General features: G+C 67.2%; 13 protein-coding genes. 4 read left to right on the top strand and 9 right to left on the bottom strand.

What is annotated here, in order from left to right:
* Positions 1-22 precede the first annotated feature (22 nt).
* From AC1DXX_RS02710 to def, 4 genes are read right to left on the bottom strand one after another with little or no spacing between them, the layout of a single operon-like run.
* Positions 23-763 (bottom strand): AzlC family ABC transporter permease, encoded by a 741-nt coding sequence (locus tag AC1DXX_RS02710; RefSeq protein WP_478132628.1) that lies wholly within the window; start codon positions 761-763, stop codon positions 23-25.
* On the bottom strand, positions 763-1,716 hold the full coding sequence (gene fmt / locus AC1DXX_RS02705) for a methionyl-tRNA formyltransferase (RefSeq protein WP_478132627.1): 954 nt from the start codon (positions 1,714-1,716) through the stop codon (positions 763-765). Before fmt ends, AC1DXX_RS02710 begins: the two co-directional genes overlap by 1 nt.
* The gene (locus tag AC1DXX_RS02700; RefSeq protein WP_478132626.1) at positions 1,713-2,222 is read right to left on the bottom strand and encodes a hypothetical protein; all 510 of its coding nucleotides are present in this window, start codon (positions 2,220-2,222) and stop codon (positions 1,713-1,715) included. The genes fmt and AC1DXX_RS02700 overlap by 4 nt, the downstream gene beginning before the upstream one ends.
* Positions 2,223-2,224: 2 nt before the next feature.
* On the bottom strand, positions 2,225-2,746 hold the full coding sequence (gene def / locus AC1DXX_RS02695) for a peptide deformylase (RefSeq protein WP_478132625.1): 522 nt from the start codon (positions 2,744-2,746) through the stop codon (positions 2,225-2,227).
* Positions 2,747-2,906: 160 nt separating this feature from the next.
* Between def and AC1DXX_RS02690 the strand changes: the two genes are divergently transcribed.
* From AC1DXX_RS02690 to AC1DXX_RS02680, 3 genes are read left to right on the top strand one after another with little or no spacing between them, the layout of a single operon-like run.
* On the top strand, positions 2,907-4,124 hold the full coding sequence (locus AC1DXX_RS02690) for a LysM peptidoglycan-binding domain-containing protein (RefSeq protein ID WP_478132624.1): 1,218 nt from the start codon (positions 2,907-2,909) through the stop codon (positions 4,122-4,124).
* Between the two features lie 25 nt (positions 4,125-4,149).
* Positions 4,150-5,298 carry a DNA-processing protein DprA gene (gene dprA, locus AC1DXX_RS02685; RefSeq protein ID WP_478132623.1) on the top strand — a complete coding sequence of 383 codons (1,149 nt, stop codon included), beginning with the start codon at positions 4,150-4,152 and terminating at the stop codon, positions 5,296-5,298.
* A gap of 34 nt (positions 5,299-5,332) precedes the next feature.
* The gene (locus AC1DXX_RS02680) at positions 5,333-5,851 is read left to right on the top strand and encodes a Smg family protein (RefSeq protein ID WP_478132622.1); all 519 of its coding nucleotides are present in this window, start codon (positions 5,333-5,335) and stop codon (positions 5,849-5,851) included.
* Positions 5,852-5,866: 15 nt separating this feature from the next.
* Here the strand turns inward: AC1DXX_RS02680 and AC1DXX_RS02675 are convergent, their stop codons facing one another.
* The 5 genes from AC1DXX_RS02675 to AC1DXX_RS02655 all read right to left on the bottom strand — a co-directional run bounded on the left by AC1DXX_RS02675 (position 5,867) and on the right by AC1DXX_RS02655 (position 15,610).
* Entirely contained in the window at positions 5,867-8,263 is a 2,397-nt protein-coding gene (locus AC1DXX_RS02675; protein WP_478132621.1) for a DUF1631 family protein, read from the bottom strand.
* A 159-nt stretch (positions 8,264-8,422) separates the two neighbouring features.
* A complete protein-coding gene (gene secF / locus AC1DXX_RS02670) occupies positions 8,423-9,382 on the bottom strand; it encodes a protein translocase subunit SecF (protein ID WP_478132620.1) in 960 nt (319 codons plus the stop codon).
* 18 nt (positions 9,383-9,400) lie between these two features.
* The gene (secD, locus tag AC1DXX_RS02665) at positions 9,401-11,284 is read right to left on the bottom strand and encodes a protein translocase subunit SecD (protein WP_478132619.1); all 1,884 of its coding nucleotides are present in this window, start codon (positions 11,282-11,284) and stop codon (positions 9,401-9,403) included.
* 83 nt (positions 11,285-11,367) lie between these two features.
* Complete coding sequence (yajC, locus tag AC1DXX_RS02660) at positions 11,368-11,700, bottom strand: preprotein translocase subunit YajC (protein WP_198084028.1); 333 nt, start codon at positions 11,698-11,700, stop codon at positions 11,368-11,370.
* Positions 11,701-11,986: 286 nt separating this feature from the next.
* Complete coding sequence (locus tag AC1DXX_RS02655) at positions 11,987-15,610, bottom strand: indolepyruvate ferredoxin oxidoreductase family protein (RefSeq protein WP_478132618.1); 3,624 nt, start codon at positions 15,608-15,610, stop codon at positions 11,987-11,989.
* Between the two features lie 178 nt (positions 15,611-15,788).
* Between AC1DXX_RS02655 and AC1DXX_RS02650 the strand changes: the two genes are divergently transcribed.
* Positions 15,789-16,295: an Lrp/AsnC family transcriptional regulator gene (locus AC1DXX_RS02650; RefSeq protein WP_478132617.1), complete on the top strand. Its 507-nt coding sequence runs from the start codon at positions 15,789-15,791 to the stop codon at positions 16,293-16,295.
* The last annotated feature ends 21 nt before the right edge of the window (positions 16,296-16,316 follow it).

Raw genomic sequence — 16,316 nt, 5'->3', positions numbered from 1 at the left:
GTCCACAGGTCGGTGGTGCCGCTCACTTGTCGTCCTCTGCATCCGGGTCGAGCCCGAGCTGCTTCTCGATCCAGAAGCACAGCAGCACCGCGACGCCGATGGCGACGACGATGTTGAGCTTGAGCGGCAGCGCATAGGCGGCCACCGCCGTCGCGCCGGCGATCAGCGCGGCGAGGATGCGCAGGCGCGTGGTCGCCATCGAGCAGACGATCGCCACCAGGCTCAGCACGCCCGCGAACCCCAGGCCCCAGTTCTGCGGAATGAAGTTGGCCAGTGCGATGCCCAGCAGGCTCATGCCCATCCACGCGCACCAGGTCACGCAGTAGTTGCCGGTGAGGTAGGCCTCCTGCGATTCCTCTTCGACGACGGTCAGCGGCGGCTTCGGATACTTCCGGGTGAACAGCGCATAGCTCATGTCCGCCGTGAGATAGCCGTGCAGCATGCGGCGCCAGCGCGGCATGTGCATGAGGTAGGGCCGCAGGTGCAGGCTGAACACCACGAAACGCAGGTTGACGCAGAAGCCCGTCGCCAGGATCACCCAGGCCGGCGCGCCGGCGAACAGCAGCGGAATGGCCGCGAGCTGCGAGCTGCCCGCGTAGACCAGCAGGGTCATCGCCACCGCCTCGACCACGCTCATGTTCGACTTGACCATGGCCACGCCGGTCATCAGCCCCCAGGCGCCGATGCCCATCGCCACCGGCGACATGTCGCGCGCGCCGATGCGGAATTCGGGGCGGCGGCGGATGGCTGCGGAAAGAAACATCAGCCGAACACCTGCCCGGGCTTCAGGTCGAAGCCGCGCAGGAAGTCGGCCACGGCCAGGCGTTTGCCGCCCGGACGCTGGAGCTCGGTGAACATCACGATCGAATCATGGGCAGCCACCGCGACGCCGGTGTCGGTGACGGCCAGGACCGTGCCGGGAGCCGCCGACACCTGGGCGGGCACCGCATGCGCGGCCCAGAGCTTGATGGTTTCGCCGTCGAGCGGGCTGTTGGCGCCCGGGAAGGGATCGAAGGCCCGGACGCGCCGGACGATGGCATCGGCGGGCTGGGTCCAGTCGATCTGGGCTTCCTGCTTCTCGACCTTGTTGGCATAGGTGACGCCTTCGGCCGGCTGCGGCGTGCGCGCCAGGGCGCCGATGCCGGCCAGCGCCTGGACGATCAGGCCGCCGCCCAACCCGGCCAGGCGGTCGTGCAGGCGGGCGGTGTTGTCGGTGCCGATGTCGACGGCTTCGCGCAGCAGCATGTCGCCGGTGTCCAGGCCGGCGTCCATCTGCATGATGGTGATGCCGGTCTGCGCGTCGCCGGCCTCGATGGCACGGTGGATCGGCGCCGCCCCGCGCCAGCGCGGCAGGAGGCTGGCGTGGATGTTGAGGCAGCCGTGCTCCGGCAGGTCGAGCACCCACTGCGGCAGGATCAGCCCGTAGGCGGCGACCACCATCACGTCGGGCCGGGCCTTCAGCAGGGCATCGCGCCCGGCGGCGGCTTCGTCCGGGTACTTGCCGTCGAGCCGCAGGCTGCGCGGCTGCGCCACCGGCCAGCCGTTGGCGACCGCGCATTGCTTGACGGGGGAAGCCTGCAGCTTCATGCCACGGCCCGCAGGCCGGTCGGGCTGGCTCAGCACCAGCACGATCTCATGGCCGGCCGCGGCGATGGCCTCCAGGGCGACGCGCGCGAACTCGGGCGTGCCCGCAAAAGCGACCTTCAGCCGGTTCAATCCCGGATCCGATCGAGTGCGAGGTCATCCCCCGTGTGATAGCGCCGGACCACGCCGGTGGGATCAATGTAGATATAGAGCATGCGGCGCTCGTTGACGGCCTTGTAGCGCCAGGTCCAGACCACGCCGTCGAAGGAGCTGACGCGGGTGATTTCATAAGGGCGGCCGTAGAAGGCCATGACGTCGTTCTGGCGCCACTGGTCGACCTTGATGTCGTGGCCGAAGCGCGCTTCGCTGAGCACCTGGGTCACCGAGACGACCTTGCCCGCCGCGTCCACATCGATGTCGGTGACCTCGAAGCCGGCCGGCATGCGCGAGTACTGGAGCCGCTCGCCGCCGTTGTTGAGCGGGTAGCGGCCCGTGGGCGTGCCCAGGCGCTGCAGGGTTTCGGCGGCCGTGGCGCCGGGCTGGACCCGGGTGGGTTCGTTCGCACAGCCGGCAAGCCCGAGGCCGGCGGCAGCGAGAACCCCGAGTGCGGCCAGGGCGCCGAGGAAGCTGCGCTTCATGCTCAGGCGCGRCCTTCCCGCATTTCTTCGCGTTGTTGCTTGAGCAGCTTGCTCTTGATGCGGTTGCGCTTGAGGGGAGAGAGGTATTCGACGAACACCTTGCCGAGCAGGTGGTCGAGTTCGTGCTGGATGCACACGGCCAGCAGGCCATCGGTCTCGATGGTGCGCATTTCGCCGTTCTCGTCCAGGGCCTGGACCTTGATCGACGTCGAACGCATCACGCCGTCGTAGATGCCCGGCACCGAGAGGCAGCCCTCCTCGTTGAGCACCTTTTCGTCGCTCGCCCAGGTGATTTCGGGGTTGATGAGCACGATCGGCTGGTTGCGCTCTTCGGACACATCGATGACGACGAGCCGCTCGTGCACGTCGACCTGCGTGGCTGCCAGGCCGATGCCGTTGGCGTCGTACATGGTCTCCAGCATGTCGGCAACCAGGGTCTTGATGCGCGCGTCGACGCCCTGCACCGGCTTGGCCACCGTGTGCAGACGCTTGTCCGGGTAACTCAGAATGATTCGTTTGGCCATGAAATCGGGGGGAAGTTGTGGCTATTTTCGCCAATTCCGCGACGCGACGCGGCCTGCGGGCCCGAAAACGTTGCCCTCCCAAGGGCTTCGGGCGCAGAATTCGTAGCAAATTGTGAGATTCGTATGCGCAGCGATACGTCGCGCGCTCACCCATCCAGACATGAAAAAGCTCAGATCCATCGAACGCCAGCGCCCAAACCTCCTCGCCACGCTGACTGCCCTTGCGGTAATCGGCAGTTGCGGCGCCACGACGGCCTGGGCCCAGAACTACCCCGTCACGCCCCAGCAGCGCGCCACGGCCCAGCAGACCGCCCAGGCGGGCGTCCCGCTGAGCGAGCTCGCGCCCAGCGCGCCGGACGAATACACGATCAAGCCCGGCGACACGCTCTGGGCGATCTCGCGCCTCTACCTGCTGCGCCCCTGGCGCTGGCCGGAGCTGTGGGGCATGAACATCAACGAGATCGCGAACCCCCACCGCATCTACCCCGGCCAGATCCTCTACCTGGACAAGACCGGCGGCCGGGCGCGCCTGACCACCCGCCGCGGCGGGTTCGGCGGCGAAGGCGGCACCATCAAGCTGTCGCCGCGCACGCGCTTCGACTCGCTGGCGGGCATGGCCCTGCCCACGCTCAATCCGAGCCTGATCGAGCCCTTCCTCAGCGAGCCGATCGTGGTGGACGCCAACACGCTGGAGAACGCGCCGCGCATCGTGGCCGGCAACGACAGCCGGGTGCTGCTGTCGCGCGGCGACCGGGCCTATGCCCGCGGCAACCCCGAATCGCCCCTGATCGAGGCGCCGGGCCCGATCAAGACCTTCCGCATCTTCCGCAACGCCACCCCGCTGAAAGACCCCGGAACGGGTGAAATCCTCGGCTACGAGGCGCAGTACCTGGGCAAGGCGCAATTGCAGCGCGGCGAATCGACCACCATCGAGACGGTCCAGGACAAGGACGTCATCACGGTCGTGCCGGCCAGCATCGACATCGTGGCGTCGCGCGAGGAAATGCGCGCCGGCGACCGCCTGCTGCCCGAGCCGCCGCGCCAGCTGCTGAGCTACGCACCGCGCGCACCCTCGACGCAGGTCGACGGCCGGATCATCTCGGTCTACGGCAACGCGGTGCAGTACGCGGCCCAGAACCAGGTGGTGGCCATCAACAAGGGCACGCGCGACGGCATCGACAACGGCCATGTGCTGGCCATCCTGAAGAATGGCGAAACCATCCTCGACCGGACCGGCGCACGCAAGGAAACCATCAAGTTGCCGAACGAGCGCATCGGCCTGCTGATGGTGTTCCGCACCTTCGAGAAGGTTTCCTACGCGCTGGTGCTCGAAATCAACGACACCCCGCGCGCCGGCGACTTCCTCGTCAACCCCTGATCGGCTTTCCGGCGCCCACACCCGCTTGGAACGCCCAGAACTCGCAGGCTGGCTGCGGCTCTCCCTGACGCCGGGCATCGGCGACAGCTCCGCGCGCAGGCTGCTCGCGGCCTTCGGGCTGCCCGAGGGGGTTTTCGCGCAGCCCGATGCCGCGCTGCGGCAGGTCGTCACCCCGGCACAGGCCGAGGCGCTGCACCTGGTGCCCCACGGCCTCCAGGCGCTGATCGACCAGACCTGGCAATGGCTGCAAGCGGGCGACGACAACGGCATCACCCGCCGCCTCGTGACGCTCGGCGATGCCGGCTACCCGGCCTCGCTGCTCGAAATGACCGATCCGCCGCTGATGCTCTACGTGCTCGGCGCCTCGGATTTCGACCTGACACAGCTTCAGAACAGCATCGCGGTCGTCGGCAGCCGCAACCCGACGCCGCAAGGCGCCACCAACGCGCGCAGCTTTGCCCGGGCGCTCGGCGATGCGGGCCTGCCCGTGGTGTCGGGGCTGGCGCTCGGCGTGGACGGCGCCGCGCACCAGGGCGCGCTCGATGCAGCCGGCGATGCGCCGCGGCTTGCCACGGTCGCCGTGGTCGGGACCGGCCTCGACCGCGTGTATCCCGCGCGGCACCGCGACCTGGCGCACCGCATCACCTTGCAGGGACTGATCGTGAGCGAGCTCCCGCTCGGCACGCCGCCTCTGACGCAGAATTTTCCGAAGCGCAACCGCCTGATTGCCGGCCTGGCGCGCGGCACGCTGGTGGTCGAGGCGGCGCTGCAGTCGGGCTCGCTGATCACCGCACGGCTCACATCGGAACAAGGCAAGGAAGTGTTCGCCATTCCGGGCTCGATCCACTCGCCCCAATCGCGCGGCTGCCATGCGCTGATCCGGCAGGGCGCCAAGCTGGTCGAGTCGGTGAACGACATCCTGGAGGAGCTGCCCTCCTTGCGCACGGGCAGCATGGCAACGCCGGCTTCCGCGAACGGGAGCGCCGGCAGTCCCTCCGCCCCCGAAGATCCATTGCTCGACGCACTCGGCTTCGATCCCGTGAGCCTCGACGCCCTGAGCGCGCGCACGGGCTGGAGCGCGGCCATGCTGCAGGCGAAGATGCTCGAACTCGAGCTGGACGGTCACATTTCACGCCTCCCCGGCGGACTCTTCCAACGAATGGCATCCACTTAGCCTGCGTTGAACATTCGTGGGCTATATTGGGGCCATGTTCGAAGTGCTCGTGTTTGTCTACGAAAACTATTGGCGCGGCGATGCCTGCCCCGAACCCGAACAACTGGGCCGCAAGCTCAGCGCGCACGGCTTCGAGGCGGAAGAGATACGCGACGCCCTGCACTGGCTCGACGGCCTGAGCCTCGCAACGCAGGGCATGCAGTTCGAGCGCGATGCCGACGACGATGCCACCGCCACGGTCACCCTGCACGGCGCGCCCGAAGCCTCCCTGCCGCAGTCGGAAGACGCGATGCGCGTCTACTCCCAGGCCGAGCAGGAGCACCTGGGCGCCGAATGCCTCGGCTTCATCCGCTTTCTCGAATCGTCGAACGTGCTGCCCTGCGGACTGCGCGAGATCGTGATCGAACGTGCCATGGCCGCCCCGGGCGACCCGGTGGCGCTGGACGAGCTCAAGATCATCGTGCTGATGGTGCACTGGAGCACCGGCATCGAGCCCGACGCGCTGGTGCTCGATGAACTCTGCGAAAGCAGAGAAGGCCGAATCGCCCACTGACCCGGCAACAGCCGGCTAGTTCAGCAGCCGCTCGGGGTTGGCGTCCAGCTTGGCCAGGGCCTCGCGCGTGGCGCGCACCGTGAGCGTCTCTTCCTCGGCGGGCACCAGCAGGCCGGCCTGCAAATACATGGCCAGCCGTCCCGCCTGGATCAGGAAACTGCGGCCATCCGCCGTGGCGAACAGGTGCAGCTGCTTGCGATCGCTGCGCCAGACGAACTGGACCTGGCTCACCCGGTCGTTGTGGTCGAGCATGAACCAGTTGCCCACCTGCAGCTCGTGCGCCCAGGCCAGCATGTCCTCGGGCACCTGGGCGCCGGCGGCATCGGGCACGACCTCGATCGAGGCCGCATCCACGCCGAGCAGCAGTTCGATGCTGTGGGCATCGAGCGGCAGGTCGGCGGTGCCGCCGATGTCGCTCACGAAGTCTTCCAGGTGCGCCAGCCGCTCGGCCATGGCCTCGATCTTGGCCTGCGGAATCGCCTCGGTCTTCGACAGGAAGGCGTCGGACAGGGTCGCGCCGATGGTCTTGATGTGGGCTTCCTGCGGCTCGTCCACGATGCCCAATAGCGCCATGCCCTGGCGCAAGCGCTGCAGCAGCTGCGGCAGGTCCTGGATCACGCGGGCGCGGTCGGTGCGGTTGGGCTTGGCGCTGGCGGCCCAGACCAGCTCGGACGCCACGCGCTTGAGCATCACGGTCTGTTCGCCCTGCGCGCCATAGCGCAGCGCGGCAATCGCGAGCACCTCGGCCCAGACCTTGAACAGGAACTCGCGGATCTCCTCGCGCACCGGCATGTCGTTGAGCATCTTGCGCAACTCGATGGTGTACTGGATCGCCATCGTTTCCTTCTGCTCGACCTGCTGCGCCACGCTCATCACGCGCTGCGTGGTGTCGCTCTGCGTGAGATAGCGGCTGAGGAAGGCGACGAACTCGTCGAACACCAGCTTGAACACGCGTTGGCCGGTCTCGGGGTACTGCTCGATCACCTGCACCACGCGGCGGATTTCGCCTTCGAGCGCGCTGCCGGTGATGGCAGCCGCATCGAAGCCCATCACGCAGGAGCCCATGCGATCGATCAGCATGCGCGCAGGATGCTGCAGCGTGCCGAAGAATTCGGGCTCGGCAATCGCGACGCGCAGCACCGGCATCTGCAGCCGCGCGAACCACACGCGCGCCGAAAACGGAATCCGCTCCTCCGCGAGGATGGCCTGGAACATGAGCGCGACGATCTCGACGGTGGCCTTGTCGGCCGTGGTGGGCGCGCGCTTCTTGAGTTCGGTGCTGCGCCGGCGCAGGTCGACCGCGGTCTGCTGGATCAGCGTGGCCTGCTGTTCACCCGACGCCGCCATGTACTGCGTCGCGGCCATGCGATAGGCGACTTCGGCATCGGCGATGGCGCCGGCAAAGGTTCTGGAGAACACCCGGGGTGCAGTGGCGCCGCCGTCGCCCGCATTGCCGCCGCCAGGGCCGGTCGCGCGCCCTGCAGCCGTCGCAGCCGTCGTCGAATTCTGGACCGTGGCGGTCGTGTCGCCGCCGATGCGCGCAGTGACGAAGCGCTTGAGGCTCAGCAGCGCGGTCTGCGCACGCTGCCGCGCGATCATCAGCGGCGAGCCGCCCGTCGTCAGCGAAGATGCCGCCCCCATCGGCATGGAGGCCTGTTGTTGCGGCGCCTGGAAGCCAACGCCGGGCGGTCGCCGGGGGACACCGCTGTCCACCGGAGCGGCCGCTGAAGAAGAGGCCCCACCGCCACCGCCGGCATCGCCCGTTCGCCGGACGAAGCTCTTGAGGTCGATCTCCTGCATCACGCCGTTGGCGACCAGGTAGGCATTGGCGTTCTCGTAGGCCTTGACGACCACGTCGAGCAGCTGCTGCTGCACCGTGTCCTGCACCCGGCTCCACAGCTCGCGGCTCAGGCCGGCCGCCAGCCATTGCTCCACCAGCAGCCTGGCCAGCGTCTCGGGCTTGAGCACGTCCTTGGCGTCGAGCTCGCTCGTGCCTTCGAGGTGCTGTATGCGCAGGCGCAGATCGCTGAGCTCGAAACTGGCCTTGTCGTGGATCACCTGCGCGAGGCGCGATGCGAGGATGTTGCTTTCCACCACCTCGTCGCCGATCAGTTCGAGCCGCAGCGCCGTGGGGAAGGCCGTCAATCCGCCGGTCTGGGCGGGGGCGCCCAGCGCCTTGCGCCAGCCCGTCTGCGCGAGCGACACCCATTGCGAGGCCTGCCCCTGGAACGCCACGAAGTCGTCGCGGTGCTCCTGCATCGCACGCGCATTGCCCACTTCCGAAGCCAGCACCGTCAGCCGGTCGCGGATCGCACGGGCCAGCGCAACGATGGCACCTTCCGTCGCCAGGACGAAACGCTCACGCGTCTCGCGTGCGAGCTGCAGGGAAGAAGCGGACCGCGCAATGCTCATTGAAAGATCGGGAAGGCCAAGGGAAACAGTTCGTCAACAACAACAATCGCGAGCTTGCATCGGGAAGCGCCACCGCACAAGTGCGGACGGCGCCCGGCGTTGCCTGCGAACCGCGGTGCGGCTTCGCCGCCACCGCTTCGTTGAACCCCGAAGTATCCGTCAGACCACGGCGCCGGCGTTCGGGTCGTCTTCGGAATCGCCTTCGCGCTTGGTCGGACCGCCCTTGATCAGGTCTTCGCGCTTGATGCCCAGCCACATCGCGATCGCCGCCGCCACGAAGCACGACGAGTAGATGCCGAAGCAGATGCCGATGGTCAGCGCCAGGGCGAAGTAGTGCAGGGTCGGGCCGCCGAAGAAGAACATCGACAGCACCACGAGCTGCGTGGAGCCGTGGGTGATGATCGTGCGGCTGATGGTCGAGGTGATCGCGTTGTCGATGATCTCGGTGGTTGTCATCTTCCGGTAACGCCGGAAGTTCTCGCGGATCCGGTCGAAGATCACGACCGATTCGTTCACCGAATAGCCCAGCACCGCCAGCACCGCCGCCAGCACCGCCAGCGAGAACTCCCACTGGAAGAACGCGAAGAAGCCCAGGATGATGACCACGTCGTGCAGGTTGGCCAGGACGGTGGCCAGCGCGAACTTCCATTCGAAGCGGAACGCCAGGTAGATCATGATGCCGACCACCACCATGCCGAGGGCCTTGAGGCCGTTGGTGGTGAGTTCCTCGCCGACCTGCGGGCCGACGACCTCGATGCCGCGCTGCGTGGCCGACGGGTCGACCGACTGGAGCGCCTGCATGACCTGTGCGCTCTGCTGCTCGGAGCTCATGCCCTTCTGGGCCGGCAGACGGATCTGGATGTTCTCGGACGAACCGTAGCTCTGCACCTGCACGTCCGGATAGCCGAGCTTGCCGACGGCGTCGCGAACCTTGCCGATGTCGGCCGATTGCTTGTAGGCCACCTCCATCACCGTGCCGCCCGTGAACTCGACCGACAGATGGAGACCGCGGTGGAACAGGAAGAACACCGCCAGCGCGAACGTGACGAAAGAGACGATGTTCAGCACCAGCGCGTGGCGCATGAACGGGATGGTCTTGTGGATGCGGAAGAATTCCATGGCGCTTGTCCTCGGCCGTTACTTGGTTTCGGCCACGGCGGCGCCGTCGGTCTTCGGCCGCCAGACGGTGCCGATCGACACCGTCTTGAGCTTCTTCTTCTGGCCGTACCAGAAGTTCACGAGGCCGCGCGAGAAGAACACGGCCGAGAACATCGAGGTGACGATGCCGATGCAGTGCACCACGGCGAAGCCGCGCACCGGACCCGACCCGAAGGCCAGCAGCGCGACGCCCGCAATCAGCGTGGTCACGTTGGAGTCCAGGATCGTGCCCCAGGCGCGCTCGTAGCCCGCGTGGATCGCGGCCTGCGGCGAGGCGCCGTTGCGCAGCTCTTCGCGCACGCGCTCGTTGATCAGCACGTTGGAGTCGATGGCCACGCCGATGGCCAGCGCCATGGCCGCGATGCCGGGCAGCGTGAGCGTGGCCTGCAGCATCGAGAGGATGGCCACCAGCAGCATCAGGTTGACGGCCAGCGCGATCGACGAGAACAGGCCGAACAGTGCGTAGTACGCGCACATGAAGACCATGATCGCGAGGAAGCCGTACATCACGCTCTTGAAGCCCTTCTCGATGTTGTCGGCACCCAGGCTCGGACCGATGGTGCGTTCCTGGATGATCTCCATCGGCGCGGCCAGCGAACCGGCGCGCAGCAGCAGCGCGAGGTCGTTGGCTTCGGACACGGTCATCGAGCCCGAAACCTGGAAGCGGTTGCCCAGTTCGCCGTTGATCGACGGGGCCGTGAGCACTTCGCCCTTGCCCTTCTCGAAGATCAGCATGGCCATGCGCTTCTTGTAGTTCTCACGGCTGACGTCGCGCATGATGCGGCCGCCCTTGGCGTCCATGGTCAGGTCGACCTTGGGCTGGTTGCTCTGCTGCTCGAAGCCGGGCTGTGCGTCGGTGAGGTTCTCGCCGGTGACGAGCACCTGCTTCTTCACGATCACCGGGCGGCCCTGGCGGTCGAGGAATTTCTCGGAGCCGAAAGGCACCGGGCCGCCGCTGAGCTCAGCCGAGCGGCCTTCGGCGCTTTCGTCCACCAGGCGCATTTCGAGCGTGGCGGTGCGGCCCAGGATTTCCTTGGCCTTGGCCGTGTCCTGCACACCGGGCAACTGCACCACGATGCGGTCGAGGCCCTGCTGCTGGATCACCGGCTCGGCCACGCCGAGTTCGTTGATCCGGTTGTGCAGGGTCGTGATGTTCTGCTTGAGCGCCGCGTCCTGCAGCCGGCGTGCGGCCTCGGGCTTGATGGTGGCTGTCAGGCGCCAGTTGCCGCCGTCCTGGCTGTCGGTGGTGGCGAGGTCCTGGAACTGGTCCTGGATGAGCCGCTTGGCCTCGTCGAGCGAGGCGGCGTCGCGGAAGGTCACCTCGACGGTCTGGCCGTTGCGGCTCACCGAGGTGCCGCGGATGCTCTTGTCGCGGAAGGTGGTGCGCAGGTCGCTGGCGAAGGATTCCGCCTTCTTGTCGATGGCGCCCTTCATGTCGACCTGCAGCAGGAAGTCGACGCCGCCGCGCAGGTCGAGGCCCAGGTACATCGGGAACGCGTGCAGCGCGGTCAGCCACTTGGGCGAGCGCGACAGCAGGTTCAGCGCCACCGTGTAGGGCGGATCGTTCGTGTCGGGCACGAGGGCGCGCTGCACCACGTCGCGCGCCTTGAGCTGGTCGTCGGTGGTGGTGAAGCGCGCACGCAGCGAGCCGGCGTCGAGCGTGATCAGGTCGGGCGCAAGGCCCGCGGCCTTCAGCGCCTCCTCGACCCGGGTCTGGGTGGCGGCGTCGACCTTGACGGTCGTCTTGGCCGCCGACACCTGCACCGCAGGTGACTCGCCGAAGAAATTGGGCAGGGCGTAGATGAGCCCCATGAGCAGCACGATCACGATGATCGCGTACTTCCAGACCGGGTAACGGTTCATGAGAGAGCGCTTTTCAGAAACGAGACACGGCGTGACTTGGGGCCCTGCGCCGCAAAGCGCAAGGATCAGCTCACGCTTTTCTTTTACTTGACGGCGCCCTTGGGCAGGACTTGCACAACGGCGCTGCGCTGGATCTTGATCTCGACGCCATTGGCGATTTCGAGGCCGAGATACTGGTCGCCGATCGAGGTGATCTTGCCGAGCACGCCGCCGGCGGTTGCGACTTCGTCACCCTTGGCCAGCGCTTCGATCATGGCGCGCGCTTCCTTCTGGCGCTTCATTTGCGGGCGGATCATGACGAAATACAACACCACGAACATCAGCACCAGAGGCAGCATGCTGCCGAGCGAGGACAACATGTCACCGCCGCCGGCGGCTGCGGGCGCGGTCTGGGCGAAAGCAGAGGAAATAAACAAGAGAGTCTCCAACAGAGGGAAGAGAAAACGACTTCAGGAGCACGGGCCGGGCCCGCCATTCCGAGGCTCCGCGGCCACAAGGGAAGCGGKCCGCAAGTCAAGGCTCGGCGCGGCTTGGCCGCGCACAGCACCGGGCATTGTATTCGGCGCGCGGCGCCTCCCCACGGGCTTATCCGGCGCGGCGGGGAGGGCTTTCCGGGTATTCGGCGCGGCGGGTCTTTGCTACGTTTTGAATAGCAAAGAGCGCCCGGAGGGCGCTCTTTGGGGGGCGAATCCGGCTGAAAAATCAGGCCGCCGCGCGCTGCGCCTGCGGATTGCGCCACCTGGCCATCAACTCGTTCCAGCGCGTGCGGGCCGCCACCAGGTTGCGGTCCTTCACGTGGCCGTAGCCGCGAACCTGCTCGGGCAGGCTCGCGATCTCCAGCGCCAGCGCGTGGTTGTCGGCACGCAGGCCGCCGATCACTTCTTCGATGCTCGCGCGGTATTCGCCGATCAATGCGCGCTCGGTCCTGCGTTCCTCGGTGCGGCCGAAGATGTCGAGCGCCGTGCCGCGCACGCCCTTCAGCTTCGCGAGGACGCCGAAGGCCGTCAGCATCCAGGGGCCGAACTTCTGCTTCTGCAGCTGGCCCTTGGCGTTCTTCTTCGCCATGAGGGGCGGGGCGAGGTGGTAGTTGAGCTTGAAGTCCTTGCCCATCTGGCCCTCGAACATGCCTTCGACACGGTCGAGGAAGGCGCGGTCGGTGTGCAGGCGCGCGACTTCGTACTCGTCCTTGTAGGCCATCAGCTTGAACAGGTAGCGTGCCACCGCCTCGGCCAGCGCGGTGCTCTTGCCCGCGGCCGACTCGGCCTGCTGCACCTTGCCCACGAACTGCTTGTATTCCTCGGCATAGGCAGCGTTCTGGTAGCCGGTCAGGAATTCGACGCGGCGCGCCACCAGGGCCTCGACCGTTTCGCGCTTCTTGAACTCGATGACCTGGCCCGGGCGCACGCGCTTTTGCAGCTCCTCGGGGCGAACCGCGGCCTGGCGGCCCCATTCGAAGGCAGTCTTGTTGTTCTCGATGGCCACGGCATTGAGCTCGATGGCGCGCATCAGCGATTCGTGCGCCAGCGGCAGCCAGCCCTTCTGCCAGGCGTAGCCCAGGATCATCGGGTTGACGTAGATGCTGTCGCCCATCAGCGTGGTGGCGGCCGCATCGGCGTCGAAGGTGCCCAGGGCATCGATGCCCACGGCCCGCGCGATCTCCGCGGCGCAGGCGTCTTCGGGGTTCTGCCAGTTGGCGTTGCGCACGAAGGCGGCCGTGGGCGAGCTGTGGCTGTTGAGCGCCACGTGCGTGCGCCCTTCGCGCATGCGCGCCATGGTTTCGCCGTTGACCGTGACCAGCGGATCGCAGGCCAGGATCAGGTCGGCCGCCGCGGTGCCGACGCGCGTGGTGCGGATGTCGTCCTGCGTGTCGCCGATCAGCACGTGGCTCCAGGTGGCGCCGCCCTTCTGTGCGAGGCCGGCCGCATCCTGCGTGACGATGCCCTTGGCCTCGATGTGCGCGGCCATGCCGAGCAGCTGGCCGATGGTGATGACGCCGGTGCCGCCGACGCCCGCCACCACCACGCCCCAGACCTTGCCGCCGTCCAGCGACGGGATCGCAGGCTCGGGCAGCAGGCCGAACTCGGCCGGCGTGGCGCCCTTGCTCTTGCTCTTCTTCTTGAGCTGGCCGCCTTCGACGGTGACGAAGCTCGGGCAGAAGCCCTTCAGGCAGCTCATGTCCTTGTTGCAGCTGCTCTGGTTGATGGTGCGCTTGCGGCCGAATTCGGTTTCCAGCGGCTCCACGCTCAGGCAGTTGCTCTGCACGCTGCAGTCGCCGCAGCCTTCGCAGACCAGCTCGTTGATGACCACGCGCTTGGCCGGATCGACGGCCGTGCCCCGCTTGCGGCGGCGGCGCTTCTCGGTGGCGCAGGTCTGGTCGTAGATGATGGCAGTGGTGCCGGAGATGGCGCGGAATTCGCGCTGGATCTCGTCGAGCAGGTCGCGGTGCTTCACCTGCACATGGTCGCCGGGGATGTTCACGCCCTCGTACTTCTCGGGCTCGTCGGTGACGATGACGACCTTCTTGGCGCCCTCGGCATGCAGGCTCTCGGCGATCTGCAGCACCGAGTGGCCCTCGGGACGCTCGCCGACCTGCTGGCCGCCGGTCATGGCGACCGCGTCGTTGTAGAGGATCTTGTAGGTGATGTTCACGCCGGCCGCGATGCTCTGGCGAATGGCGAGCAGGCCGCTGTGGAAGTAGGTGCCGTCGCCCAGGTTCGCGAAGATGTGCTGGTCGGTCGTGAAGGGCTGCTGGCCCACCCACGGCACGCCCTCGCCGCCCATCTGCGTGAAGCCGATGGTGGAGCGGTCCATCCAGGTCGCCATGAAGTGGCAGCCGATGCCGCCCATCGCGCGCGAGCCTTCGGGCACCACGGTGCTGGTGTTGTGCGGGCAGCCCGAGCAGAACCACGGTTGGCGCGTGGCATCGGCCACGCTGGTGGAGGCCTGCTGCACCACCATCGAACGCTCCTTGGCTTCGAGGATGGCGAGCTGCGCCTCGATGCGGGCCGTCATGTCGGCGCCGGCCGCAGCCAGCAGGCCCGTCTTCTTGAGGCGCGCGGCGATCGCCTTGGCGATCAGCGCGGGGTTCAGGTCGGCGTTGGCGCGCAGCAGCGTGTGGGCGGTCGGGTTGGGCATCGACCATTCGCCGCCCGAGTAGCCCTCGGCCGCATACACCTCGCCCTCGTCGAACTTGCCGACCACGTTGGGCCGCACGTCGGGGCGCCAGTTGTAGAGCTCTTCCTTGAGCTGGTATTCGATGACCTGGCGCTTCTCCTCGACCACCAGGATTTCCTGCAGGCCGGTGGCGAATTCGCGCGTGAGCTGCGCCTCGAGCGGCCACACCACGCCCACCTTGTGCAGGCGGATGCCGAGCTGGCGGCAGGCCGCGTCGTCCAGGCCCAGGTCGAGCAGCGCCTGGCGCGTGTCGTTGAAGGCCTTGCCGCTGGCCATGATGCCGAAGCGGTCGTTCGGGCCCTGGATGACGTTGTGGTTCAGGCGGTTGGCGCGGATGTAGGCCAGCGCGGCGTACCACTTGTAGTGCATGAGCCGGGCTTCCTGCTCCAGCGCATGGTCGGGCCAGCGGATGTGCAGGCCGCCGGGCGGCATTTCGAAGTCGGTGGGAATGACGATCTCGACGCGTTCGGGGTCGATCATGGCCGTGGCGCTCGATTCGACGATCTCCTGGATCGTCTTCAGGCCCGACCACACCCCCGAGAAACGGCTCAGCGCGAAGGCGTGGATGCCCAGGTCCAGGATTTCCTGCACGCTGGTCGGGAAGAACACCGGCGTGCCGCAGGCCTTGAAGATATGGTCGCTCTGGTGCGCGGCGGTGGAGCTCTTGGAGATGTGGTCGTCGCCCGCCACCGCGATCACGCCGCCGAATTCGGTGGTGCCCGCCATGTTGGCGTGCTTGAAGACGTCGGAGCAGCGGTCCACGCCCGGGCCCTTGCCGTACCAGATGCCGAAGACGCCGTCGAACTTGTTGGTGCCCGCGGGCGAGAAGCCCAGCTGCTGGGTGCCCCAGAGCGCGGTGGCTGCGAGCTCTTCGTTCACGCCCGGCTGGAAGACGATGTTCTGTTCCTTCAGGAACTTGCTGGCCTTCCACAGCGCCTGGTCGTAGCCGCCGAGCGGGGAGCCGCGGTAGCCGCTGATGAAGCCGGCGGTGTTCTTGCCGGCCTGCTTGTCGCGCAACTGCTGCAGCATCGGCAGCTTCACCAGGGCCTGGACGCCGCTCATGAAGGCCCGGCCGTAGTCCAGGGAGTACTTGTCGTCGAGCGTGACGGTCTCTAGCGCCTTGCGGATGTGCGCGGGCAGCGGGGCATTCATGTTGTCTGTCTCCGTGTGGCGGGGCCTTGTGGGCCTGGCTGATTGGCTATGGGTCTGTGCCCGGTAGGGCGCGAGCCCATGATTACGCAAAGTGTATGCCGGGGTCCGCGACAGGTGTTTGCGTTCTTTGCCTCAAAAAAGCGGCTTCCAGAAAGAATCTTGCTTAAGATTGGCATTCATGGAAAGCATTGACAAGTTCGACCTCGCAATCCTGCAAGAACTGCAGGCCGACGGCCGCCTCACGAACGCCGAGCTTGCGCAGCGCGTGGGCCTCTCTGCCGCACCCTGCTGGCGCCGGGTGCGCGCGCTGGAGGAAGCCGGCTTCATCAAGGGGTACCACGCCGAGATCGATCGCCACAAGATAGGGCTCGGCGTGCTCGCTTTCGTGCGCGTGGACACCGAGCGCGTCACCAACGAAGCCACCCGCAAGCTGGAGGACGCGATCCGCAAGATGCCCGAGGTGGTGGCCTGCCACTACATCAGCGGCACCGGCACCTTCGAGCTGCAGGTGGTGGCGCAGGACCTGAACGGCTTCTCGGCCTTCGCGCGCCAGCACCTGATGAACCTGCCGAACGTGAAGGACCTGCACACCAGCTTCTCGCTGGGCGAGGTGAAGGCGAGCAGCGCATTGCCGCTGACCCATCTCGGTGGCCCCACCACGCGCCGCGCGAGCCGCGATGCCTGAGCCGCCGGGCCGTTCCCAAGG

It is taken from the genome of Variovorax sp. P4_B10, assembly GCF_056402375.1.
The sequence above is the reverse complement of the archived record's forward strand: the minus strand, read 5'-3'. Positions and strand labels throughout refer to the sequence as shown.

What these genes read in the sequence shown, in the direction of transcription:
- AC1DXX_RS02710 (WP_478132628.1), bottom strand. Translation starts at nt 763, where the DNA reads ATGTTTCTTTCCGCAGCCATCCGCCGCCGCCCCGAATTCCGCATCGGC.
- AC1DXX_RS02700 (WP_478132626.1), bottom strand. Translation starts at nt 2,222, where the DNA reads ATGAAGCGCAGCTTCCTCGGCGCCCTGGCCGCACTCGGGGTTCTCGCT.
- AC1DXX_RS02690 (WP_478132624.1), top strand. Translation starts at nt 2,907, where the DNA reads ATGAAAAAGCTCAGATCCATCGAACGCCAGCGCCCAAACCTCCTCGCC.
- AC1DXX_RS02680 (WP_478132622.1), top strand. Translation starts at nt 5,333, where the DNA reads ATGTTCGAAGTGCTCGTGTTTGTCTACGAAAACTATTGGCGCGGCGAT.
- AC1DXX_RS02675 (WP_478132621.1), bottom strand. Translation starts at nt 8,263, where the DNA reads ATGAGCATTGCGCGGTCCGCTTCTTCCCTGCAGCTCGCACGCGAGACG.
- secF (WP_478132620.1), bottom strand. Translation starts at nt 9,382, where the DNA reads ATGGAATTCTTCCGCATCCACAAGACCATCCCGTTCATGCGCCACGCG.
- secD (WP_478132619.1), bottom strand. Translation starts at nt 11,284, where the DNA reads ATGAACCGTTACCCGGTCTGGAAGTACGCGATCATCGTGATCGTGCTG.
- AC1DXX_RS02655 (WP_478132618.1), bottom strand. Translation starts at nt 15,610, where the DNA reads ATGAATGCCCCGCTGCCCGCGCACATCCGCAAGGCGCTAGAGACCGTC.
- AC1DXX_RS02650 (WP_478132617.1), top strand. Translation starts at nt 15,789, where the DNA reads ATGGAAAGCATTGACAAGTTCGACCTCGCAATCCTGCAAGAACTGCAG.